The sequence below is a fragment of the Sorangium sp. So ce726 genome (assembly GCF_051521405.1).
In the GTDB taxonomy this organism is placed as follows: domain Bacteria; phylum Myxococcota_A; class Polyangia; order Polyangiales; family Polyangiaceae; genus Sorangium.
Map to the genome: position 1 here is coordinate 12,273,760 of NZ_CP150349.1, position 23,123 is coordinate 12,296,882.

Sequence of the window (23,123 nt, forward strand, 5' to 3'; positions counted from 1 at the left end):
CCGACCGGCCGTGCTCTTCAATACCCTCCGTTACGCCGAGTTCTTCGCCGCCGTCTTCGTCGGATCGTGGGCGCTCGTGCGGTACGCCGGCGCCTGGCCGCGCCTCGTGTTCCTGCTGCTCGTGAGCTACGGGTTCTACGCGGCCTGGGACTGGCGCTACCTGCCGCTCATCTTCGCCTCGTCCACGGTCGACTTCCTGCTCGCCCGCGCGATCGCCCGCGAGGAGCGGCCCCGGGCGCGGCGCGCGATGCTCGTCGCCACCGTGGCGCTGAACCTCGGGTTCCTGGGGTTCTTCAAGTACTGGAACTTCGCGCTCGAGAACGCCGCGGCGCTCCGCGCCCTGCTCACGGGCGAGCCGGCGAGCGTGGGCCACGCGTTCCGGGTGCTCCTGCCGCCGGTCGGCATCTCGTTCTTCACGTTCGAGTCGATGAGCTACGTCGTCGACGTGTACCGGGGCGAGCTCCCGCCCCACAAGAGCTACCTCCGCTACCTGCTCTTCGTCGCCTTCTTCCCGCACCTCGTCGCCGGGCCGATCGTTCGCCCGCGGGACCTGCTCCCGCAGTTCGAGCGCGCCCCGAGCCTCACCCTCGAGGAGGGCGGGGAGGGCCTGTTCCTCGTCGCGATCGGCCTCGTGAAGAAGGTCGTCCTCTCCGACCAGCTCGCGCTCAACCTCGTCGACCGCGTGTTCGAGCGCCCGGAGAACTACTCGGCCCTGGAGGTCCTCGCGGGCGTCTACGGTTACGCCGCGCAGATCTACTGCGATTTCTCCGGCTACACCGACATCGCGATCGGCTCGGCGCTCCTGCTCGGCGTGCGGTTCCCGAAGAACTTCGACGCGCCGTACAAGGCGCACAACCTCGCCGATTTCTGGCGCCGCTGGCACATCTCGCTCTCCACCTGGCTCCGCGACTACCTGTACATCCCGCTCGGCGGCAACCGCGGCTCCGAGCTGGCGACGTACCGCAACCTGATGATCACGATGCTGCTCGGCGGCCTCTGGCACGGGGCATCGTGGAACTTCGTCTTCTGGGGCTTCCTCCACGGCCTCGGCCTCGCCGTGACGCGCGCCTTCCAGCGCGCCGTCCAGCGCCGGCGATCGGCCGGCGACGGCGAGCGCGGGGGGGCGACCGCGAGGTCGCCCCCCGCTCCCTTCCTCGTCCGCTTCCCCGTCCGCGCGCTGTGCGTGCTGCTGACGTTCCACTACGTCTGCTTCGCGTGGATCTTCTTCCGCGTGCCCACCTTCTCGCAGGCCGTGCTCATCCTGCGGCAGATCGGCACGCTGACGACCTTCCACCCGAACCTCCCGCCCGTGCTGGTCGCGCTCCTCGGGGTCGCGCTCCTGTCCCATTACGTGCCGGAGCGCCTCTACGAGCGCGCCCGCGGCGCCTTCATCGCGGCGCCGGCGCCGGTGCAGGGCGCGCTGCTGTTCCTTGTCGCGATCGGGCTCCACGAGGCGGCGAGCGCGGCCGCAGTGCCGTTCGTGTACTTCCAATTTTGATGGCAGCCCTGATCGGGAGCCGAGGCGAGCGAGCGGACCAGGCGACGCAGGACGCGGGAGGATGCGCAAGATCGAGGGCGAGCGCGGTGTGCTCGCCGGCTCGCCGCGGTTCATTTCTCGGGATTTCGAGCCGAACGGTGCATTACGCTCTCGCCGTGCGCCCGCCCCGTCTCGCCGCCGTCGCCCCTCTCGCCGTCCTCCTTGCCGGCGCGCTCTCGCTGGCGTGCAGCGTGGCCAACGTGCCGTCGAACGCGATGCCGATGGTCCGGGCGCGCGCCACCTCCGACCTCGATTGCGCCGACAAGGACGTCCGCATCGAGCAGCAGCTCGGCGGTCATTTCAAGGCCGTCGGCTGCGGTCGCAAGGCGTACTACCGGGCCGCCTGCGAGGCGCTCCGCTGCGTGGTGAGCGGCGAGGGCGAGGCGATGGTCCCGTGGAGAGACCGCCCGGATCCGGGCGAGGTCGACCGGCAGCGGGACCGGCTGCCGTTCGAGTAGGCCGGGGCCTCGGCGCGCTGCGCGGCCGGCGCGCTCCTCCGGTGCGCCCGGGCGGCCCGCCGGTGGCAAGCGCCGGCGGACAGCGGGTTTTCGGGCCTTTTTCGGGCACGCGCGGCCGGCCTTGGGGTAGCCTGCGCCGTCCCGGGGATCTGCCTCGGGGGTTCGGCCATGGCCTACATCACCACCGAGAGCTGTACGTGACGGAGACCGAGCAGGCCGACACCGACGCCCGGCCCGAGCCGGATCCGAGCTCGCCGCCGGACGCGCAGGCCGACGCCGAGCCGCGGCGCCCGCCGAAGAAGCGCGGGAAGCGGCGCGACGAGAAGGCGGCGTCGCCCCCCGACAACGCCGAGCCGGCGCGCCCTCGCCATCCCGAGATCGAGCGCCTCGAGCAGGCGTTCGAGCGCGGCGACTACGCGCTGGTCCGCGCGGAGGCGGGGCGGCTCGCGAAGGAGGCCGAGCACGACGACGTCCGCCGCGCAGCGCGGGCGCTGCTGCGCCGGATTGACCCCGACCCGCTCGCCGTCGTCCTGCTCGTCGCGGCCATGGCGCTGCTCGCGTTCCTCGCGCTCTGGTACTGGTCCCACGGCCACGCGTCTCCGTGACGACCCCGCCCGTGACGACCGAGGAGGCAGCGAGGTGAACGCCGAGCCCGGACGTGCCTCAGGCCGCGCCCCTGCGCGGTGGCTCGCCGCGCTTGCGCTCGCGCTGATCGCCTGCGGGGGCGCCCCCAGCCCGGGTCGGCCCGCGACGTGGAACGCGGCGCCCGACGGGCAGCAGGGCGCCACCTCGGGCACGCGGGCCGAGCGCTACTTCCCGCTCGTCGACGGGCACATCTACCACTACGCGACCATGAGCGAGGGCGGCGAGCAGGGCCTCCTCGTCGCGCGCGTGCACCGCGCGGACGCGCGCCGCGGCGAGCTCCGGTTCCCCTCGGGGGTGAAGCGCTTCGAGTTCACCGGCGAGGGCGTCATCCGCAGCGACACGGGCGTCTTCGTGCTCAAGGAGCCGATCGCGCCCGGCACCACGTGGACCGGCGAGCACGGCGGTCGCGCGCGGATCGCCGCGGTCGACGTGGCGATCGAGGTGCCCGCAGGGCGGTTCACGGGGTGCGTGCAGACCGTGGAGGAGCGCCTCGGCGACAGGCCGGCGCGCTACGTGTCGACGTTCTGCCCGGACGTCGGCGTGGTGGTGATCGAGGCCGCGGGCGGCGCGAGCTACGAGCGGGCCGAGCTCAAGAGCTACGCGCCGCCCATCGACATGGGCCCCGACGGCGTGCGGCGCGCCCCGGCCGATCCGCCGCCCGGCGCAGCGAGCGCGCCCTGAGCGCGCCGCGCACGCTCCGCGGTGGAGGCCGCCCGCGTGCGCCACGCCACGCTGCGCGCGCTCGCCTGTCGGCGCATCACGTTGCTTTTTGCGCGGACGCGCAATCCGTGCGACCCGTGCCAGGCCCTTCCGTTTCCTGGGGGGCGGGAAGTAGACTCCCGGCGCCGCTCGTTGCGCGGGCGCACCGCTTGCTGCGAACACGCCGCGCGAGCGCTGCTGGCGGCGCCTCTCGAATCACCAACGACATGAATTACTGGGATTACATCCACGTCGAGGAGCTGCTCGCCCTCCAGGGTGGATTCGACGACGACGAGCAGAAGGTCGGCAACGACGAGGCCCTGTTCATCGTCGTCCATCAGATCTACGAGCTCTGGTTCAAGCTCATCCTCCGGGAGCTCACCTCGGCGCGCGAGCTCTTCCGCCAGAACCCCGTGCCCGATCAGAAGCTCGCCTCCGCGGCGCGCTCGTTCCGGCGGGTCGTCACCATCTTCGAGCAGGCGATCGAGCACTTCCGGGTCATGGAGACGCTCACGACCCGCGATTACCTCGATTTCCGCGATCGCCTCATCCCCGCGAGCGGCTTCCAGTCGGCGCAGCTGCGCGAGATCGAGCTGGTGCTGGGCCTCGACGACGCGCTCCGGATCCCGCTCGGCCGGGAGGGGAGCTACAAGGAGGCGCTCAAGACCGCTGACGGCGCGCCCTCGGCGGCCACGCGTCGCGTGGAGGCGAGGCTCGCGAGCGGGCCGAGCCTCAAGCACTTCCTGTACGAGTGGCTCTCGCGGACGCCGATCGACGGATCGAGCGAGCCGGAAGGCGTCGTGAGCTTCCTGCGCAGCTACACGCGCTCGATGCGCGAGGAGAACGAGCGCCGCGTCCAGATGGCGATCGACAAGGCGCTCACCCCGGCGGACGTCGAGCGGCTCCGCGCGCGCTACGAGGCGGAGAGCGCGACCGCCGAGGCGTTCCTGCTCGCCGAGGACGATCCGGCGGCCGACGAGGCCACGCGCGAGAAGCGCCGGGCGGTCCGCGCGGCGATCGTCTTCATCGAGAGCTACCGCGAGCTGCCCCGGCTCGCGTGGCCGCGCGAGGTGCTCGACCGCATCCTGGAGATGGAGCAGGCCATGCTCATCTGGCGGCAGCGCCACGCGCGGATGGTCGAGCGGGTGATCGGCCGGCGCACCGGCACGGGCGGCTCCGCGGGCGTCGATTACCTCGACCAGACCGCGCTGCGCTACCGCGTCTTCGGCGATCTCTGGACGGTGCGCTCCCTGCTCTTGCGTAAGCCGAGCGTCCCTGAGCTCGAGCACGCTTCGGATTACGGATTCCGTGTCGAGGACTCTCCGTGAAATCACTTCGCGATCACTTCTTGCGTCTTGACGCCCGTTCGCTCGGGTTGTTTCGTATCACCTTCGGGCTGGTCCTTATCGCCGACCTCTTCGGGCGGTGGCGATGGGTGCGGGACTTCTACTCGAACGAGGGCGTCCTCCCGAACCACAACCACCTCTTCAACCTCCGGGGCAAACAGCAGGTCTTCAGCCTGTTCCACGCCATCTCGACGGAGGGAGAGGCCCACTTCGCCTTCTCGCTGGCGCTCATCGTCTACGCGCTGTTCCTCATCGGCCATCGGACGCGCGTCTTTCATGTGCTCTCCCTGCTCGTGCTGGTGAGCCTGACGTCGAGGAACATCCTGCTCGAGAACGCCGGCAACTACGCGGCGATCGCGATCCTCGCGCTCACGGCGTTCCTGCCGTGCGGGAGCCGCTTCTCGCTCGACAGCCTCCGCGCCTCGCTCTCCCTGCAGGACGAGAAGCGCGACACGGAGCTGAACGACAGGTCGAGGGTCTCGGAGGCCGAGATCGCGGCCGAGCGCCTGCCGGGGTGGTCGCCGACGTCGCTCGCCGCGCTGGCCGTGCTGCTGCAGCTCGCCCTGATCTACCTCTGTACGGCGCTCCAGCAGCGCGGCCCGGCGTGGCGCGACGGGACGGCGTTCTACTACGCGCTCCACGCCGAGCGCCTGGCGAGCGACGCGGGCATCTGGCTCCGTGACGTCCTGCCGCTCGGCACGCTGCGCGGGCTCACCTTCGGGACGTGGGCCATGCAGCTCGCGATCCCGGCGCTGCTCTTCGTCCCCGCGCTCTTCCGCTGGACGCGCGGGGCCGCGGCCGCGCTGATGGTCCTGCACGGGCTGATCCTCGGGGTCTTCTTCGATCTCGGGCTGTTCGGCTGGGCGCTCGCCGCCGCGGCGCCGATCGTGCTGCCCGGCGAGCTCTGGGACGTGTACGAGCGGTCCTGGAGCGAGGGGCGCGCGCGCACGCTCGTGTACGACGCCGATTGCGGCGTTTGCCTCCTCCTGGCGCGCCTGGTCAAGCGGCTCGATCTGCGCGAGCACCTGACGTTCCAGGGCAATGTCACGCTCGACGAGCTCTACGTCCGCAACCAGACGGGCGCCACGGAGCGCGTGCCGATGCCGAAGGAGGTCACGCCGGAGCTCGTCGATCGGACGGCGCTCGCGATCGACCGGAAGGGGCGCGTGCACACGCGGGGCGCCGCGCTGGCCGAGGGGCTCCTGGCGCTGCCGCTCGGCTGGCTCGCCTGGCCGCTCAAAGTGCCGGGCATCTCGCACCTCCTGAACGCGCTCTACGACGTGGTCGCGGCCCGCAGGCACCGCATCAGCGAGCTCCTCGGGCAGCAGGCGTGCGGGATCCCGCTGCCCGACGAGGGCGAAGCGGACGGCGGCGACGCGGGCCCCGCTCCGGACGGCCCTGCGCCGGCGGTGCGGACGGCGCGGTTCGCGCTGGGGTCGCTGCGGGAGGTGGCGGTGCTCGTGGTGCTCGCCGCGGTGCTGGCGCAGACGGCGAAGGAGAACCCGCTGCCCGGCGCGGCGGCCGTCCCGCAGGGGGCGGTGCTCGCGGGCGTGGCGTCGTGGCCGCGCATGCTGGCGAGGTGGAACGTGATGGCGCCCGAGCCGCCGCGGGACAACGCGCTGATGGTGATCGACGGCCAGACGCGCGCGTCGCAGCCGATCGATCCGCTGACCGGGGAGGAGCCGCGGCTCCAGCCTGCGGGGCACCCCGGGGCGCGGCTCGGCCAGCTCTGGTCCGATTACCTCGATCGCATCCGGCGGCCGGAGTGGTCCGATTACCAGCGCGCCTTCCGCGACTACCTCGCGAAGGGCGGGCCCCAGACGCCCGGAACGGGGCGCGAGGCGTCGCTGTCGGGCTTCGACGCGTACTGGGTCTCGGCGCCGATCCCCGCGCCGGGCGAGCCCGCGCCGAGCAGCTTCGAGCGGGACAAGCTGTTCTCGCACTCGCGAGGCGGCACGGGAAAGCTGGGCGAGCGGAGCCTACCCCTCGCGCCGAGCCTCCTCCGGCACGGCAAGCCGAACTGAGGCGCTCGGATGGGTCGGCCTGACGAGGACCCGAGCGCCGCGGAACCCGACGCGGCGCTCGGAAGTGGCGTGGGCGCGCCGCCTGGTGAGGGCGCGTCGACAGAAGATGTGCCGGCCGGCGAGGGCGCGTCGACAGCGGATGTGCAGCCGCCCGGCGAAGGCGCATCGACAGGGGATGTGCAGCCGCCCGGCGAAGGCGCGTCGACAGGGGATGTTCCGCCCGGCGAAGGCGAACCGCGGGAGAGCGCGGCGGGCGGTGCGGGCGCGCAGCCGGCGCCCGCGGTCGGGGCTCCGAAGCGGCCGGCCGAGGGGCGCCTCCGGCGCGTGGGGCGATGGATCAAGGAGCATTACTGCACCATCGACGTCCGCACGCTCGGCCTGTTCAGGCTGGTGCTCGGCTTCCTCCTCTCGGCCGACTGCGTGCGCCACTGGGCCGAGGCGAGCTGGATCTACAGCAACGACGGGGTGCTCACCAACCACTATCACCTCTTCCACCCGAGCAGCGGATACAACTTCAGCCTGTATCACGCGTTCTCGTCGACGGGCGAGGTCCACGTCGCGTTCGCGCTCTCGCTCTTCTGCTTTCTCTGCTTCTTCGTCGGATGGCACACGCGGCTGTTCTCGATCCTGGCGTTCGTGCTCGTGGTGAGCAGGGACAACCGGATCGTCATGATCGAGAACGGCGGCTATGTCGTCGTGAACATCATCACCTGCTGGGCCATGTTCATGCCGACCGGCAGGCGCTTCTCCGTCGACGCGCTGATTCGCTCGTACCGTGAGCGGCGAGAGCGGACGGTCGCCGATCTCGCGGATCGCAGGCGCTTCGAGTGGGCCGAGCGGCCGTACGTCTCGGGGATCGTGCTCCTCGCGATCCTGAACCTGGCGACCATCTATTATTTCAACGTCGTCAACAAGTCGGGCCTGATCTGGCGTCGTGGCGAGACGGTGCACTACGTCTTGCACCTCGATCGCATGGTGACCGGGATCGCCGTCCTCGCGCGGGAGCTCATCCCTTTCTGGGCGATGAAGGGGCTCACCTGGGGCGTGCTGATGCTCGAGGCGCTGCTCATCACATGGATCCTCTCGCCCTATGGCCGCCGCTTCACGCGGGCGCTCGCGATGGGGGGGATGTGGGCCCTGCACGGGAGTTTCGGGGTGATGATGCGCCTCGGCCCGTTCTCGTGGTTCATGATCGCCTGGTCGTTCCTGCTGCCGACGGCGCAGCACTGGGACGCGCTCGAGCGCTGGTATCGCCGCCGCGCGGCGCCCCGGGTCGTCGTCTATGACGGCGATTCACCGCTCGCGTTCGCGCTCATGCGCTTCCTTGTCCGGCTCGATGCGCTGGAGTTGCTCCGGTTCGAGGAGGCGCGCGCTGTCCCGGCGGGCGGCGCGGAGGCGGCCGGGGGAGGGGAGCCCCGGCCGGAGCTCTTCGAGGTGCGCGACGCGAGCGACCCGGCGGATGGGCAGGTGTTCCGCGGTGCAGCGGCCCTGCGCGAGATCGTGCAGGCGCTCCCTGGAGGTCGCTTTGCCTGGCCGTTCGTCTGGGCGCTGGCCCTCGGCGCGCCGGGCGCGCTGCTCGGGGTTGTCTCGAGGCGGCGCGACGGGATCGCGCTGTATTTCGGGCTGAGCCGGGAACCGCGCGGGAGGGCAGCGTGCGTGGCGGAGAGCCCGTCGCCGCTCGCGGAGCGCTTCGCCCGCGGAAGGACGATCGCGCGGGAGGCGCTGGTCGCGTACCTCGGGCTCTGCGCGGTGAGCCAGGCCATCAACGAGAACAAGAGCGTGCCGGCGTTCCTCAAGCACACTCAGCCGAAGTTCGTGCAGGCGACGATCGTGTATCCGCGGATCCTCCAGGGGTGGGGGATGTTCGCGCCGAACCCGATCACGGAGGACGGGTCGATCAGCGTCGACGCGATCACGGTCGACGGCCGGCATGTGGATCCGTTCACGGGGCTCCCGCCGGATCTGAACCTCTCCGACGCGCGGGGGCTGGGGCTCGGGCAGATCCAGCAGGACTATTTCAACCGGATCCGGCTCGATCGGAACAAGGCGTTTCGCAAGCCGGGCCTCCAGGACTACCTGCTCAGGTACCATGAGCGGACCGGGCGGCCGGACGACGAGATCGTGGCGTGCGACGTGTACTGGGTGAGAGATCAGTGCCCGAAGCCGGGGGAGACCGCGCCGTACAAGAACGAGGCGATCCCGATCCTGTCGTACCGCAAGCCGGGGTATCGGCCGCGTCCGGGGCTGCCGGCGCTGCCGCCGGTGCTCAAGGAAGCGAGCGCGGAGAAGTAGGGGGGTGCAGGGGACACCCTGCGTCGCCGCCCGGTGATAGGGGCAGCGCGATCGGCTGCTCCTGGGGCCCGGGGCGTCGGTTCAGGAGCCGGTCGTGGCGAGGAGCTCTCGGGCGTCGCTGATCACGGCGGCGCAACGGATCCAGCGATCCAGCTCGTCGATGTCGGTGCTCGCGAGGACGCGTTCCCGCACCTCGGCGGGGACCTCGAGCCCGCGGGCCTCGAGGATGGCGAGCACGTCGCGCGCCTTGGCTTCGAGGATTCCCTCTAGCCGCCCCTGCTCTCGACCCTTCTCCACGCCTTTTGCCACGTAGCTGCGTGCGAACTCGCTCTGAAATTCGTAACCGCCCTTCATCATCGCCTCCAACTTCCGCCTCGCCGCTGCGTTCAGCGAGGATAGCACCAGATCCCCGTAGACGGCCCGGCGCTCCTCATCGAGCTCGTCCGCCGCCGCCAAGAAAGCCAAGCCGATCGCCTCCGCCGCCTCGCTCTGTCCGTGCGCCATCGCGGAGAGCACGGCCACCTCGGGCGCCGCCTTCGCCTGCTCGGCGTCGGTGACGACCGGGACGCCCTGGGGCCCGAGCACCAGCGGCGTCAGCGTCCATCCGGGATGACCCGTATCGATCGGCCGCGCGCTCCACCGAGCCATCGCCGCGTCGATCGTCACGACCAGCAGCCCGGTTGGGCAGCGGTGCCGGGCCCGCGTCTGGGTGACGTACACGGGCCAGACGTAGGGCTTGTCCGGGTCCACGCCCAGCTGGACCTCGACCACGATGGCCATCGCGGGCTGCTGCTGCTGCTCGCCGACCAGCAGCACGACGACGACATCCGCCCGGCGATCGGAGGGCACGATCTCGGTGAGGTCGGAGGACTCGACGCGCGCCTCCGTGAAGGTCGGGACCGGATGACCGAGCGCGTCGTGCAGCATCTCGGCGGCGAGCGTCGGCCGGTTCTTGAACAGCTCCACCAGGGCTTCATGGGTCACTGAGGGCATCGGCAAGTCTCTCGAGTGGTTGCAGTCATGCTGGATTTGCGTGGCGCACCAGGCTCATGCGGTGGGGCCCGCATGGGCCGAGCAGCCGCCTCCCACTGAGAAATTCCGGGCAGCTCCTCGGGGTCATCACGCCATGTGAACCGCATGTGCCCCGACGGTGAGGGTGCAGGGCTGCGCGTGGGGCTCTCGGGTGCACGAGCGGACTCAGGTCCTCGAGGGCGCCGACACCGTTCCGAGGCATCGGACACGGCGCCCGCTGTATCTCTCGTTCAGTTGACCCTTCGATTCAGCTCCGGGTTCGATTCCCGGTACCTTTTGTCAGATGACATGCAAGCGCACCCTCACCAAACAGAGATTCGGGTTCTCCGTGAAGAAGGAGCGCTCCGCCTGCATCCCGAGCACGACGAGGCGCCCGCCCAGATGATCCAGGCGCGAACGCAGGTGACCGAATCGACCGGCGCGACGAAGAACGGCGCGCCGGGGTGCGTTCCCAGGCGACGACGACACGCCGAGGCCTCGGTCGGTTGCATTCCAGAGACGACGTCAAAATTGTTGCGTAAAAGCGCGATCCCACGCGGGCGTGCACCGTTGCCGGGCTGGCGACGTCGTTGATAAGGTGGGCTATCTATGACGCGCTTGCGCTTGCGGTCGGTCCTGTTGCGGTGCTGCCTTCTCGGCGCGTTGCTCAGCGCCACGGCGCCCTCGCGCGCGGCGCCGCCGCCCGGGGGCTCGCCGCCGGCGGCCGCGACGCTGCGCCAGAAGGCCCGGAACGCCTACTTCGGGCGGCGGTGGGCGGACGCCGAGGCGAGCTTCGAGGCTGCCCTGGCGGCGCCCGACGCGGCCGGGATGACCGAGGTGCAGCAGGCCGAGGTCCTCGGGTATCTCGGGCTCTCCGAGCTGGAGCAGGGCAAGCACCGGGAGGCCGCCGAGCACCTGGGGGAGAGCCTCGAACACGACGCCGTCCTGAAGGAGCCGCTCGTCCGCCGGTTCACGGCCGGGTTCAACAAGGCGCTGGAGCACGTCGGAAGGATCTACGTGGCTGCCGCCCCGCCCGACGCCGAGGTTCTCCTCGACGACGAGCCGATCGGCACGGGAGCCACGGTCCTCGAGCTGTTCGTCGATCCGGGGAAACACACGCTCCGGGCCCGCCTGTCGGGATACGAGGAGCTCTCGCATCAGGTCGAGATCGCCGGCGGGGCGACGGTCGGCGCGACGCTGACGCTGTCGCCCGTGGCCCCGCCGCCCCCGCGCACCCCCGAGCCAAGCGCGGCGAAGCGCGGACCGATCGGACCGGCCGCGGCCCCGGCGCCTGGGCCCTGGGCGTCGTGGCCGGGAACACTGCGGATCGCGGGGATCGCCGTCACGACGGCCGCCATCTCCTCGGGGACTGTCTTCATGCTCCGGGCGAACGTCCTCGATGGAGACATCGACGAGCGCGGCGGCGGCCTCGACCGCGATCCAGCATGGACCTCGGACGCGTGTCGCCAGGTGCCGCAGCCCTCCGCATGCCCCGAGCTCCACCGCTTGCGCGTCCAGCGCGACACGTCCCGCGTCCTCGGGGCCGCCCTTGTCGCGACGGGAGTTGTCGTTGGCGTTGCGACCGTGGTGTCCTTCTTCGCGGGCCCCTCGTCCCCGCGAGCGAAAACGGCGCCGGCCGCCCTCCGTGTCTTGCCGGTGACGACGGCGCACCAGATCGGCGTGGTGGCGCTCGGGGCGTGGTGAATCCGCCACCTGTGATGCACCCCCCTCGCCAGCCGCCACTCTAGCTCGCTTCCTGCAGATGAGCTCCCTCGCGCTTGACGAGCTCTTCTTATCTCGGTGCGCTCGCCCCTGCTGAGACGAACAGGAGACGCCCCCGCTCGCGAGGGCGTCGCACCAGACAGCACTCAGGAACGCCACACTGGGGCTCTTTGCCCCGTGCACCGTAAGGCGCACGACGAACGGAGGCGAGGGCAGCGCTCGTGAAACATTCGAGCAATGCAACGAGGCGTAGCGCTTCTGTCATCGTCCGGAGGGGCTCTCTCGAGCACGTGCAGCGTCGAAGCTTGGCATGTCGGGTGCTCATCGATCGTCCCGCTCCCTGTGTCGATCCCTACGGCGGACGATGAGCAGGGCTCGCGAAAATCGGCGAATCGTGAACCCGGATCTCGATTGGACATAACGAGGCGCGCCTCGAGGTGTGCGGTCATTTCAGGTGCGCCCAGGCAGACGCGTCCTGATGTGTCGGCCGTCTCGAGCACATCCGTTTGAGGGTGGCGACGTGCTCGTTCGCGACCCTGGAAATGCCTGATGACATCGTGTCCAGGCGGCCCGAAAGCAGGCCGTCTGGGCGCTCGCTCGCTCCCTTGTCTCCCCGGTCTCGGTACGGCGGCAGGGGCGGGGCCCTCACGGGTTGAGCGAAGCGAGGTCCACCAGCGTTCCCCGCGACCCTATCGAGAACGCCTGACGTCCACGCGGCGACGGGCTCGGTTTCGCGCTGGATTGACAGGAGGTATGCACATGGCATCGAAGAGAGCGTTATTGACGGCGATCAACAACTACGGCAATGAGGAGAACAACCTCCCGAGCTGTCTCGAGGATGCGGCCAAGTTCCGCTCGCTGCTGAGCGAGCGCTACGGCTTCAGTGATTTCAAGGAGCTCTACGATGGTGATGCCACCGTCGCCAACGTGGAGGCGGGGCTCGCCTGGCTATTCGAGAATGTCGGCCCTGATGACCGGCTGGTCTTCTTCTACTCTGGCCATGGCTTTCAGCAGCCGCGCGGAGAGAACCTCGAAGAGTGCCTGGTCCTCGGCGATATGCAGTTCCTGTTCGACAACCGCCTGAGCGAGCTCAGCCAGACAGCCCCGCCTGGCGTGCTCACGGTGGTGCTCGACTCCTGTTTCTCCGGCGGGATGCAGAAGCAGGTCGCGATCGGCGGGCGCGTCGAGCTCGCGCGCAGCAAGGCGTGGTCACCGCCGCCGGACGCGCAGCACGAGCAAAAGAGCCTCATCGGCAGGCCGCTCGTCCCGCGGCCCTTCGGCAGCGTGCAGATCGCGAGCGACGCGGGCGTCAAGCGGCTGGTGCTGGGCCGGGAGGCGACGGCCGCCGGCAAGGCGGCCGCGCCGGGCGACGGCGGTGGGGACGAGACCGATCAGCTCACCTTCAATGGGCTGCTGCTCTCCGCCTGCTCCGAGAACGAGACGGCGGCGGCCTCGACCTCGGCGACCGAGGGCCTGTCGGCCTTCTCGTTCTCGCTGCAGCAAGTGCTCGGCGCTGCGGGCGACGAGCCGTCGATCGCCGAGGTGCACGAGGGCGTCCGCGCCAAGCTCCAGGAGATGGGGTTCCGGCAGACTCCGCTCTTGAAGGTGCCGGCGGAGCCGGCCGGCCTCGCTGAGTCGAGCTTCCTGACGCTGGCGCCAGCCGCCGCCGCGCCGGCCGAGGCACAAGGCCAGCCAGCGACGCCGGCCGAGGCACAAGGCCAGCCCGCGACGCCGGCCGCTGCACAAGGCCAGCCCGCGAAGGGCGCCGCGAAGAGCGCCCAGCCCACGAGGGCCACGGCCGGCAGCGCAGCGCCCAGCTCACCGCCGAACGCCAGGCCGGCGGCCGGCGGCGCCGCGACGTCGCCGACCACGCCGGCGGAGGGGCAGCCACGGCAGCCCCAGGCCGAGGCGGCCCCCGCGGGCGCAACAGCAGCGCGGCCCGCGACGCAGCAGCAGCGCCCGGCCGAGGCAGCCCCCGCGGGCACCACAGCGCGGCCCGCGACGCCGCCGGCCGCCGCGGCGGGCGGACCGCAGCGGCAGCAAGGCGCGACGTCCCAGGCGACAGGCGCCGCGGCCGCAGCACCGGTGAACACGGACAGGAGAGAACAGGAGGGCGCTTCGATGGATACCATGCAAATGAGCGAAGAGAAGTGGATAGGCCTCGCCGCCAGCGTCACCGCATCGCTCGTCCCGGAGGTGATCCGGGCGGTCCGGCGCAAGGACTTCGCGCCTGAAGCCGGAGCCGCGAACGGGGTGTACGCCGGCAACGGCGATATCGCAGCGGAAGAGAAGTGGGTGGCGGCGCTCGCGCGGGTGGCTGTGCCAGCCGCGATCAGCGCGGTGCCTGGGATGATCAACGCGATCCGAGGCAAGGACGCCTCCTTCGAGCAGGCCTCGCCGGCGGCGAGCAGGCTGCCTTATGGCAGCGCCGAGGGCGGAGGCTGGCAGCCGCAGCAGCGCCCGGCCGGGGCTGCGCCCGCTGGCGTGGCCGCGCCGCGGCCCGCGATGCCTCCGGCCGCCGCGGCGGGCGGACAGCAGCGGCAGCAAGGCGTGACGTCCCAGGCGACAGGCGCCGGGGCCCCACAGGCGAACACGGGCATGAGAGCGCAGGCGGGAGCGCCGACGGATACCCTGCAAGTGAGCGAAGAGAAGTGGATAGGCCTCGCTGCCAGCGTCACCGCGTCGCTCGTCCCCGAGGTGATCCGGGCGGTCCGGCGCAAGGACTTCGCGCCCGAAGCGCCCGCCACGGACGGCGGGTACAACACCGGTGACGGCGATCCCGCAGGCGCGGAGGAGAAGTGGGTGGCGGCGTTCGCGCGGGCGGTTGTGCCAGCCGCGATCAGCGCGATGCCGGGCATGATCAGCGCGATCCGGGGCAAAGACGCCTCCTTCGAGCAGGCCGCTCCGGCGGCGAGCCGGCTGCCCGCTGGCGGCGCCGAAGGCGAAGAGAAGTGGCTGCCGCTCGCCATCGGGATCGCCACCTCGGTCGTCCCGGAGGTGATCCGGGCGGTCCGGCGCAAGGACTTCGCGCCCGAAGCCGGGGCCGCCAGCGGTGTGTACGCCGGTAACGGCGATACCGCAGACGCCGAGGAGAAGTGGGTGGCGGCGCTCGCGCGGGCGGCTGTCCCGGCTGCGATCAGCGCGGTGCCTGGCATGATCAGCGCGATCCGAGGCAAAGACGCCTCCTTCGAGCTGGCCCCGCCGGCGGCGAGCCGGCTGCCCGTCGGGGGCGCCGAGGGAGAAGAGAAGTGGCTGCCGCTCGCGATCGGGATTGCCACCTCGGTTGTTCCGGAGGTGATCCGGGCGGTCCGGCGTAAGGACTTCGCCCTCGGGCTAGGGGCCGCCGCCTGAGGCACGGCCCGCGCAGAAGAGAAGTGGGTGGAGGCGCTCGCACGTGAGGTGGAATTCACAGGGAGGCGGGGAGACGGGGATTAAAATCTCATGAATCTCCCCGTCTCCCCGCCTCCCTGTTCAATTTCTTTTTCTCGCTAAAACTGCCAACAAATAAGGTGATTTGTCAGGAGGGGCATCTGCAGGGGATCACGGTCGACGCGGCCGGCGCGGTGTCCCCCGCGAAGGCCCGCGGCGCGTCACTTCGGCCTGAGCTCCGTGAGGACGAGCAGGTACTCCGGCGGGTTGTTCGGCGACAGCTTGGCGTACGGGTTCTCCCTGGTGGGGAAGCCGGTGAAGCGCTTCGTGCTGTACTCGCCCCACGACGGGTTCTTGAAGAGCGGGATCACCGGCGCGTTCTGCGCATAGAGCATCTGCACCTCGTCGAGGATGCGCTTCTGCTCGGCTGACTCCGTCGCTGCCTCGAACTGCTGGAACAGCTTGTCGGCCTCCTTGTCGCCGTAGCGGTGCCAGTTGCGCGCGCTCGCCTCGCCGACGGGCTTCACGAGCTCCGCGGACATGAGATCTCGGTAGTAGTTGTAGGGCGTCGGCTCGACGGTGGTCCACCCCATCGACATGTCGAATGTGCCCTTCTGGAGCGCCTCGAAGAACGCGCTGAAATCGTACGCCTTGAGCGAGGCGTCGATGCCGAGCTGCTTGAGGTTCTGCGTCATGATCTGGACCGCGCGGACCCAGTCGGACCAGCCGGTGACGACGTTGATCTCGAAGCGCATCGGCTTGCCATCCTTCACCCGGATACCGTCCGGGCCCGGCGCGTACCCGGCCTCGTCGAGGAGCTGCTTCGCCCTCGCCACGTCGAGCTTCACCCAGTCGCCCGCCGCCACGGCCTTCGGGTTGCGCCAGCGCTCGTAGGAGTCGTCGAGCCCTGTCGCGTCCGCCGGCTGGGTGTAGTCGTTGGACGCGATCTTCACGATCTGCGCCCGATCGATGCCCATGCTGATCGCCTTGCGCACGCGCACGTCGTCGAACGGCTTCTTCGTGCTGTTCGGGTAGAGCGTGGCCATGCCGCCGACGAGCGGGAACCAGTAATGGTGGTTCGCCGGGTCCTTGGCGACATAGACCTTCTCGATCTCGGGGACGAACGCGCCTGCCCAGTCGACCTCGCCGTTGATGATCGCCAGGTTGACCTGGTCGTTGCCCGGGTACGCCGGGAAGCGGATGCCATCGACGGCCGGCTTCCCCTTCTGCCAGTAGTTCGGGTTCTTGCCGAGCTCGTACACCTGGTTCTGGAAGGTCTTGATCTCGGTGAACGGCCCTGTCGCCACAGGGGTCTCGTTCGCGTACGTGACCGGATCGGCGACGTCCTTCCATTTGTGCTCCGGCACGATCGGCTGGTGGCCGATGTAGCTGAGCCCCGGGACGTACGGCCGCTTCAACGCGAACTCGACGGTCGTGTCGTCCGTCGCCTTCACGGACTCGACGAACTTCCACACCCCCGAGAGGTCGAGCGCGGGGTGCTTCTTCAGGAGCTCGAACGTGAACGCCACGTCCTTCGCCGAGAACGCTTGTCCATCCGACCACTGGACGCCGGCGCGGGTCGTGAAGGTGAGCCTCTTGTTCCCGTCGCTCCACGCGTATTTCGTGGCGAGCCACGGCGTGTACTCGCCCTTCATCGTGTTGAAGATGAGCATCGGCTCGTAGATGCCGGCGAGCGTCGGGAATCGTACGCTCCCCTCGGCGAGCAGGGGGTTGAAGCTCCGCACCCAGGAAGCCTGCTGCTCCCTCGAGATCGTGACCATCGAGGCGCCCTTCGCCGCAGGCTTCGGCGCGGACGCCGCCGACCCCTCCGGAGCACCACGAGCCGCGTCGGCTTTCTCCTTGGAAGAACAGCCCGCGGCGGCGCTGGCGGAAAGCATCAGCGCCGACAGAAAGAAGATGCGACGCGGCATAAGTCCAGTCTTCATGACAAGCCTCTCCGCGCGGGCGACGTCGGGTCCCCGCGACGCTCCATCTCCGTGACAGCGCGCGGCGCCGTAGCCCGGCAGATAAAGAACGACGGACGAGCGCGCGAGATCCGCCATGCCGTGCTCGACATGGCGATGTCGCACTTTACCGGTTAAGTATGGCGGGTGTCAAATGGCCATCCAGGCTCCGGCGCTCGGCGGCGGCGCCGCCCGTGCATGTGCGGTCGTCTGCGGGGGCGAGCGCCCCCCGCGCCTCCACGCCCACGCGGCGGCTCGGCGTCTTCGCGGCACCTCTCGGACGCGCGCTGTGATGTAATGGGGCCGTGTCCACCCCAGGGCAGCCGCTGCCAGGGGGATAACCCGCGGTGAGCCCTTGAGCGCCTCTCCTCCCAAAGCGACGATCGCCGTCCTCGAGCGGAACCGCGTCGTCGGCCAGCGCATCGCCCGCGTGATGGCCGCGGCCTCCGGCCTGCAGGACGTCCCCGTCGCCAGCGATCCTGCCGAGCTGCGCGCCCGGCTGTCGGAGCGACCCCTCCTCCTCGGCTGCGACGCCGCCGATCTCGACCTCGCGCTCGAGTGGGCGGCCGAGCGATACCCGAGCATGCACCTGCTCGTGTGGACCTCGGGCAGCACCGACGCGATCCTCCACGCCGCCCTCAAGGAGCCCCGCCTCTCCAGCATCGTCGGCTGGCCGAGCTTCGCCTCCATGCCGCGGCCCTGGGAGATCGCCCTCGCCGTCCGCCGCATCCTCAAGCCGCTCGCCCTGCCGCCTCGCCTCTCCGACCTGCTCTCGTGGGGCGCCACCATCGTGAAATGGCGCCCCCGCACGAGCGACGACCGCGACCGCACCGTCGCCGAGGTCGCGCACTGGGCCGAGCGCTCCGGCGCCCCCGCGCGGGTCGCCGAGCGGCTCGCCGCCCTCGCGCACGAGCTGCTCATGAACGCCATGTACGACGCGCCCGTCGACCGCCGCGGCCGCCCCCGCTACGCGCACGACAGGCGGCGCGACCTCGTGCTCGAGGAGAACGAGATCCCCACCCTGCGCCTCGGCACCGACGGCGCGTACCTCGCCCTCCAGGCCCACGATCCGTTCGGCGGCCTCCGGCGACACCACGTCTTCGAGGGCATCACCCGCGGCCTGAGCGCCCGCGGCGCCGACTCGACCAACGCCCCCGTGCTCGACACCTCGCGCGGCGGCGCCGGGCTCGGCATGCTCAAGATCTACGCGGCCGGCGCCGTGCTGGTCGTCGACGTCTCGCCCATGGCCTCGACCATGGTCACGTCCTTCTGGGACCTCGACGTCAACCCGCGCGAGTTCCGCTCGCTCCCGGCGTCCCTCCACTTCTTCGAGCGTTCCACGCCGGCGATCGAGACGCTGGAGCGGACCGGGTGGTGACGCCCGCGCTCGCCGCGCGCGGCGCGAGAGGACGGCGAGCCGGCCGAGGCGGGCGCCATGGCTGAGATCGATCCGCTCCTCGCGCGGCAGCTCAGGCGCCTCGGGATCGAGGACCTCGGCGAGCCGCCCGACAAGGAGACCTGGCACAAGGTGGTCGCGCGCATCAGCGAGCACTACCGCCACGTCGCCGACGATCGGAACCTGCTCACCCGCTCGCTCGACCTCTCCACGAACGAGATGGGCGCGCTGCACCGCCAGCTCCTGGCCGAGCGGGACCGCCTGCGCAGCGTCGTCGTGGCCATCGGGGACGCGCTGACCATCTTCCACGACGCCGCGAGCTCGCAGGTCGAGCCGTCGCGGCCCATCGAGGTCGGCTCGACGATCTCCACGGCCAAGCGGCGCTTCGCGTCGAAGCTCAGCGAGCTCTTCTCCCTGAGCAGCGCGGCGCCTGGCGGCGCGACCCAGCCCGCCGGAGGCCAGGCCGCCGGCCAGGACGCCGCAGGCGCGAGCGGCTCGGACGAGGCCATCAACGAGGTCCGCGTCCAGCTCGTCGCGCTCGGGGACCGGCTGGTGCAGCTGCTCTACGACACGGCGGAGAAGGCGTCGCTGAAGAAGCAGCTCGAGGTCGCGCGCGCCGTCCAGCAGATGCTCGTGCCGAGCGAGGACGTCATCGAGCGGCCCTCCCTGCGGCTCGCCAGCCACTTCCAGCCCGCGGCGGAGTGCGGGGGCGACTGGTGGACGTTCCACGATCTGCCGGACGGCAGGCTGCTCACCGTCGTCGGCGACGTGACCGGGCACGGCATCTCGTCCGCGATCATCACGGGGGCAGCGAAGGCCGCCTGCGACGTCGTGCGCACGTTCGCGCGCGAGACGATCAGCCCGGCGCAGCTGCTCCGGGTCATGAACTGCTCGATCTTCGAGGCGGGGCAGCAGAAGTTCCTGATGACCTGCGCGGCGTGCATCTTCGATCCCGCAGCTGGCTCGCTGACCCTCGCGAACGCCGGGCACCCGTTCCCCTACCTGGTCAGGAACAACGCGATCCGGCAGCTCGCCGCGCAGGGCGAGCCGCTCGGCGCGGCGAGCTCGGCCGAGTACACGTCGAGCACCATCGCCCTCGAGGGTGGCGACGCCCTCCTCTGGTTCACCGACGGCGTGACCGAGTGCGAGAACGAGTCGAGCGAGCAGTTCACCGAGAAGCGGCTGCGATCGCTCTTCCAGAGCGTGGCCGCCTGCGCGCCCGAGGAGGCGAGGGACGCGATCGTCGCGGCGGTCTCGAGGTTCCGCGGCGAGCGCTCCCTCGACGACGACGTGACGCTCGTCGTGGCCCGCGTGCGGTAGCCGACTCGAGAGATCGCGCCGCAGATCCCCCAGCGCGCCGTCGCCGTGGCCTCCACCCCGATCGAGCTCCGCCTGTCGCGGAGGTACGGCGTCCGGCGCTGCTGTGTGCAGCGCCCCGCGAGAGCGACTCGGTCGCCGTCCCTTTACCGTTACATGACGATGAACTCATACGCGCCGATGTCCCAGCGGGGCCCCTGGGGCCGAGGGACCCCGTCCAGATCGATGAGCACAGGGACCGTCGTTCCCCTGTCGATCGCCATGGAGCCTGCCCTCAGGTGGAAATCGGGCTCGAACGGGTCGTTCGGGTCGACGAACAGGTTCGTCGGAGAGGCGACCACCGAGTTCCTGTCGTAGCCGCGGTTCCGCCACGAGCTCAGGTTGATTATCGATGCGCCGCCGTTCGTGCTGAAGCGGTTCACGACGACGTTGTAGTCGCTCTCGAACCCGGCGATGGTGGGCTGGTAGATCAAGATAGATCCCCTGTTGGTCCGCGGTGTGTAGAGGATGTTGTTCTTGATCTTGTTGCCGACCGGGTTGGAGATGCCGCTCGGCGAGCTCGGGATGTTGATCACCCAGCGGCTGTCTGCTGCCATCACGATCGTGTTGTTGTAAACCTGGTTGCGGCTCGACCCCTGCGACCCGTCTATCGCATAAAGCGAGATGCCGCTCGCGTGGTTCCTGTAGAGCAGATTGTTCCTGAAGATGCTGTCGCTGACCCCATCACAGTTGATCGCCGAGGCCCCGTCCATGCCGTTTTCCCAGATCTGGTTCTGCTCGACGGTGGCGTTGGTGATGACGCCGTCGCCCGGCGTGAAATTCCTGTCGCCGTTCATGTGAACGCCAGCGAACGCGTTGTGATGGAGCAGGTTGCCGCGGATCTGGGGGCGATCTCCGCTGTTGCTGGTGTACACCCCGTGCTCGCCGTTGTAAGCGGATTCGTTGTACTCGATCACCGCGTCGTCGCTGAACGCGGTGAAGATGCCCGTCTCGCCGCTGTCGTGGACATCGCAGAGCCTGACGGTGATGTCTCTCGTGCCGCGTAGATCGACGCCGGATCTCTCCGCGTGCGCCAGCTCGAAACCCTCGATGACCCAATGGCTCACTGTGCCGCCGAAGAGCTCGACTTCGATGTGGCTGCCATGTGCGTTGCCCTCCCCCGGCTCCTCGATCGTGACGCCGGACTCGGCCCGCAGGGTCTTCCTCCCTGTGCCTGGCGCCCCCGACTCTCCGATGCGACAACCCTCGCAGAACCCGGGTCGCACGATGATGGTATCGCCGTTGTTGATGTTGTCGACGGCGTATTGGAGGGTCTCCCATGGGTCGTCGGCGTCGCCCTCCCCTCCATTATCGCCGAAGTCGCAGTCGACATAGTAACTTGCCGCCAGGGCGCCCCTCTGAGCCAGGAACGCTGTGGTCAATGTCAGCAAGAGGATCGTTGCCTTCATCTTGGTGCTCCTCTCAGTTCTGGAAGTCGAAGCCGCCGGTCGGGGCGTGAGCTGACGTCTCCCCGCGTGGATCGGTGTTCGCCTTCGGCGCTATCCAGCGTCGAGGGATACGGCGCGTCGAGTCGCAATGATGGAATCCGGAAAATGTGTCGACAATCCAAATTCACGAGTCCCGTCGATCAACCTTTATTGGCTGCTCACGAATTCATAAGCACCGATGTCCCAGCGGGGCCCCTGGGGCCGAGGGACCCCGTCCAGATCGATGAGCACAGGGACGGCCGTTCCGCTGTCGATGGCTACAGAGCCTGGCCTCAGGTGGAAATCGGGCTTGATCGGGTGGTCCGGGTCGACGAAGAGATCCGTCGGGGAGGCGAGCAGCGAGTGCGTGTCGTAGCCGCGGCTCCGCCACGTGCTCAGGTTGATGATCGAGGTGCCGCCGTTCGTGCTGAAGCGGTTGACGACGACGTTGTAGTCGCTCTCGAAGCCGGCGATGGTGGGCTGGTAGATCAGGATGGACCCCCTGTCGGCCCGCGGTGTATAGAGGATGTTGTTCTTGATCTTGTTGCCGACCGGATCGGAGATGTTGCCCTTCGAGCGCGGGATGTTGATCACCCAGCGGCTGTCTGCCGCCATCACGATCGTGTTGTTGTAAACCTGGTTGCGGCTCGACCCCTGCGACCCGTCTACCGCATAGAGCGAGATGCCGCTCGCGTGGTTCCTGTAGAGCAGATTGTTCCTGAAGATGCTGTCGCTGACCCCATCGCAGTTGATCGCCGAGGCCCCGAGCGTGCCGTTTTCCCAGATCTTGTTCTCCTCGACGGTGGCGCCGGTGATGACCCCATCGCCAGGCTTGAACCTCCTGTCGCCGTTCATGTGAACGCCAGCGGACGCGTTGTGATGGAAGAGGTTGCCGCGGATCTGGGGGCGATCTCCGCTGTTGCTGGTGTACACCCCATGCTCGCCGTTGAAGGCGGATTCGTTGTGCTCGATCACCGCATCGTCGCTGAACGCGGTGAATATGCCCGTCTGGCCGCTGTCGTGGACATAGCAGTACCTGACGGTGATGTCGCTTGTGCCGCGTAGATCGGCGCCGGATCTCTCTGCGTTCGCCAGCTCGAAGCCCTCGATGATCCAATGGCTCACCGTGCCGCCGAAGAGCTCGACTTCGATGTGGCTGCCATGTGCGTTGTCATTCCCCGGCTCCTCGATCGTGACGCCGGGCTCGGCCCTCAGGGTCTTTCTCCCTGCACCCGGCGCCCCCGACTCCCCGATGCGACAGCCCTCACAGAGCCCGGGGCGCACGATGATCGTGTCGCCGTCATCGATGTTGTCGACGGCGAATTGAAGAGTCTGCCATGGGTCGTCCGCGTCGCCCTCCCCATCGTCATCGCCGATGCCGCAGTCGACATAGTACGTCGCCGCCAGGGCGCCCCTCTGAACCAGGAACGCTGTAGTCAGTGCTAGCAAGAGGATCGTTGGCTTCATCCTGGTGCTCCTCTCTGTGCTGGAAGTCGAAGCCGCCGGTCGAGGCGTGAGCTGACGCCTCCCCGCGTGGATCGGTGTTCGTCGTCGACGCTATCCAGCGTCGAGGGATACAGCGAGTCGGGCGCAATGATGGAATCCGGAAAAGGCGTCGGCAATCCAAATTCGCGAATCCCGTCGCGTGGATGAGCGTCGACGACAGAGCGGCTTCGACGTTCAGCTCATGATCTCATCGCGGGCGTCGGCGCACGTCCCAGACCGACGAACGGCGCCACGTGGTGGACGTGCTCCCAGGCGCCGGCGTGGGTGGTTGGGATGTCGCAAGAACGAGTGAAGCCGTTGGGGTTGTTGGCTTTTGTCGGTGGCTCAGCGGATCACGCTCTGGGTGTCATGCCAACCGCCGGCCGTCGGTC

General features: G+C 69.6%; 15 protein-coding genes. 11 read left to right on the top strand and 4 right to left on the bottom strand.

All coding sequences use genetic code 11. The annotated features are described in order from the left end of the window. The first annotated feature begins 10 nt into the window (after positions 1 to 10). The 7 genes from WME79_RS45795 (at position 11) to WME79_RS45825 (ending at position 9,001) form a co-directional block, all read left to right on the top strand. The gene (locus WME79_RS45795; RefSeq protein WP_437528494.1) at positions 11 to 1,498 is read left to right on the top strand and encodes an MBOAT family O-acyltransferase; all 1,488 of its coding nucleotides are present in this window, start codon (positions 11 to 13) and stop codon (positions 1,496 to 1,498) included. A 155-nt stretch (positions 1,499 to 1,653) separates the two neighbouring features. After that, entirely contained in the window at positions 1,654 to 1,995 is a 342-nt protein-coding gene (locus WME79_RS45800; RefSeq protein WP_437528495.1) for a hypothetical protein, read from the top strand. Positions 1,996 to 2,192: 197 nt separating this feature from the next. Next, positions 2,193 to 2,600, top strand: coding sequence for a hypothetical protein (locus WME79_RS45805; RefSeq protein WP_437528496.1), 408 nt, complete (start codon positions 2,193 to 2,195; stop codon positions 2,598 to 2,600). Positions 2,601 to 2,634: 34 nt separating this feature from the next. Further along, the gene (locus tag WME79_RS45810; protein ID WP_437528497.1) at positions 2,635 to 3,321 is read left to right on the top strand and encodes a hypothetical protein; all 687 of its coding nucleotides are present in this window, start codon (positions 2,635 to 2,637) and stop codon (positions 3,319 to 3,321) included. A 191-nt stretch (positions 3,322 to 3,512) separates the two neighbouring features. Continuing rightward, positions 3,513 to 4,667, top strand: coding sequence for a tryptophan 2,3-dioxygenase family protein (locus WME79_RS45815; RefSeq protein ID WP_437540072.1), 1,155 nt, complete (start codon positions 3,513 to 3,515; stop codon positions 4,665 to 4,667). Next, a complete protein-coding gene (locus tag WME79_RS45820; protein WP_437528498.1) occupies positions 4,664 to 6,709 on the top strand; it encodes a DCC1-like thiol-disulfide oxidoreductase family protein in 2,046 nt (681 codons plus the stop codon). The genes WME79_RS45815 and WME79_RS45820 overlap by 4 nt, the downstream gene beginning before the upstream one ends. Positions 6,710 to 6,718: 9 nt before the next feature. Continuing rightward, positions 6,719 to 9,001, top strand: coding sequence for a hypothetical protein (locus WME79_RS45825; RefSeq protein WP_437528499.1), 2,283 nt, complete (start codon positions 6,719 to 6,721; stop codon positions 8,999 to 9,001). 81 nt (positions 9,002 to 9,082) lie between these two features. Here WME79_RS45825 and WME79_RS45830 read toward each other — a convergent pair whose 3' ends face one another. Next, a complete protein-coding gene (locus tag WME79_RS45830; protein ID WP_437528500.1) occupies positions 9,083 to 9,994 on the bottom strand; it encodes a hypothetical protein in 912 nt (303 codons plus the stop codon). Positions 9,995 to 10,621: 627 nt separating this feature from the next. On the opposite strand from WME79_RS45830, the gene WME79_RS45835 reads away from it, so the two are divergent. Together WME79_RS45835 and WME79_RS45840 are read left to right on the top strand one after the other, a co-directional pair. Further along, on the top strand, positions 10,622 to 11,716 hold the full coding sequence (locus WME79_RS45835) for a PEGA domain-containing protein (protein ID WP_437528501.1): 1,095 nt from the start codon (positions 10,622 to 10,624) through the stop codon (positions 11,714 to 11,716). Positions 11,717 to 12,493: 777 nt separating this feature from the next. Continuing rightward, entirely contained in the window at positions 12,494 to 15,085 is a 2,592-nt protein-coding gene (locus tag WME79_RS45840; RefSeq protein ID WP_437528502.1) for a caspase family protein, read from the top strand. 239 nt (positions 15,086 to 15,324) lie between these two features. Here the strand turns inward: WME79_RS45840 and WME79_RS45845 are convergent, their stop codons facing one another. Further along, on the bottom strand, positions 15,325 to 17,049 hold the full coding sequence (locus WME79_RS45845) for an ABC transporter substrate-binding protein (protein WP_437528503.1): 1,725 nt from the start codon (positions 17,047 to 17,049) through the stop codon (positions 15,325 to 15,327). Positions 17,050 to 17,422: 373 nt separating this feature from the next. On the opposite strand from WME79_RS45845, the gene WME79_RS45850 reads away from it, so the two are divergent. Both WME79_RS45850 and WME79_RS45855 read left to right on the top strand, forming a co-directional pair. Then, positions 17,423 to 18,445: a hypothetical protein gene (locus WME79_RS45850; RefSeq protein WP_437528504.1), complete on the top strand. Its 1,023-nt coding sequence runs from the start codon at positions 17,423 to 17,425 to the stop codon at positions 18,443 to 18,445. Between the two features lie 57 nt (positions 18,446 to 18,502). Then, positions 18,503 to 19,783 carry a PP2C family protein-serine/threonine phosphatase gene (locus WME79_RS45855; protein ID WP_437528505.1) on the top strand — a complete coding sequence of 427 codons (1,281 nt, stop codon included), beginning with the start codon at positions 18,503 to 18,505 and terminating at the stop codon, positions 19,781 to 19,783. A gap of 149 nt (positions 19,784 to 19,932) precedes the next feature. Here WME79_RS45855 and WME79_RS45860 read toward each other — a convergent pair whose 3' ends face one another. Further along, positions 19,933 to 21,228, bottom strand: coding sequence for a right-handed parallel beta-helix repeat-containing protein (locus tag WME79_RS45860; RefSeq protein ID WP_437528506.1), 1,296 nt, complete (start codon positions 21,226 to 21,228; stop codon positions 19,933 to 19,935). A gap of 186 nt (positions 21,229 to 21,414) precedes the next feature. Further along, positions 21,415 to 22,713 (bottom strand): right-handed parallel beta-helix repeat-containing protein, encoded by a 1,299-nt coding sequence (locus WME79_RS45865; RefSeq protein WP_437528507.1) that lies wholly within the window; start codon positions 22,711 to 22,713, stop codon positions 21,415 to 21,417. Between the last annotated feature and the right edge of the window lie 410 nt (positions 22,714 to 23,123).

Coding starts and splice junctions, on each gene's coding strand:
- WME79_RS45825 (WP_437528499.1), top strand. CDS start 6,719: ATGGGTCGGCCTGACGAGGACCCGAGCGCCGCGGAACCCGACGCGGCG.
- WME79_RS45830 (WP_437528500.1), bottom strand. CDS start 9,994: ATGCCCTCAGTGACCCATGAAGCCCTGGTGGAGCTGTTCAAGAACCGG.
- WME79_RS45835 (WP_437528501.1), top strand. CDS start 10,622: ATGACGCGCTTGCGCTTGCGGTCGGTCCTGTTGCGGTGCTGCCTTCTC.
- WME79_RS45840 (WP_437528502.1), top strand. CDS start 12,494: ATGGCATCGAAGAGAGCGTTATTGACGGCGATCAACAACTACGGCAAT.
- WME79_RS45845 (WP_437528503.1), bottom strand. CDS start 17,049: ATGAAGACTGGACTTATGCCGCGTCGCATCTTCTTTCTGTCGGCGCTG.
- WME79_RS45855 (WP_437528505.1), top strand. CDS start 18,503: ATGGCTGAGATCGATCCGCTCCTCGCGCGGCAGCTCAGGCGCCTCGGG.
- WME79_RS45860 (WP_437528506.1), bottom strand. CDS start 21,228: ATGAAGGCAACGATCCTCTTGCTGACATTGACCACAGCGTTCCTGGCT.
- WME79_RS45865 (WP_437528507.1), bottom strand. CDS start 22,713: ATGAAGCCAACGATCCTCTTGCTAGCACTGACTACAGCGTTCCTGGTT.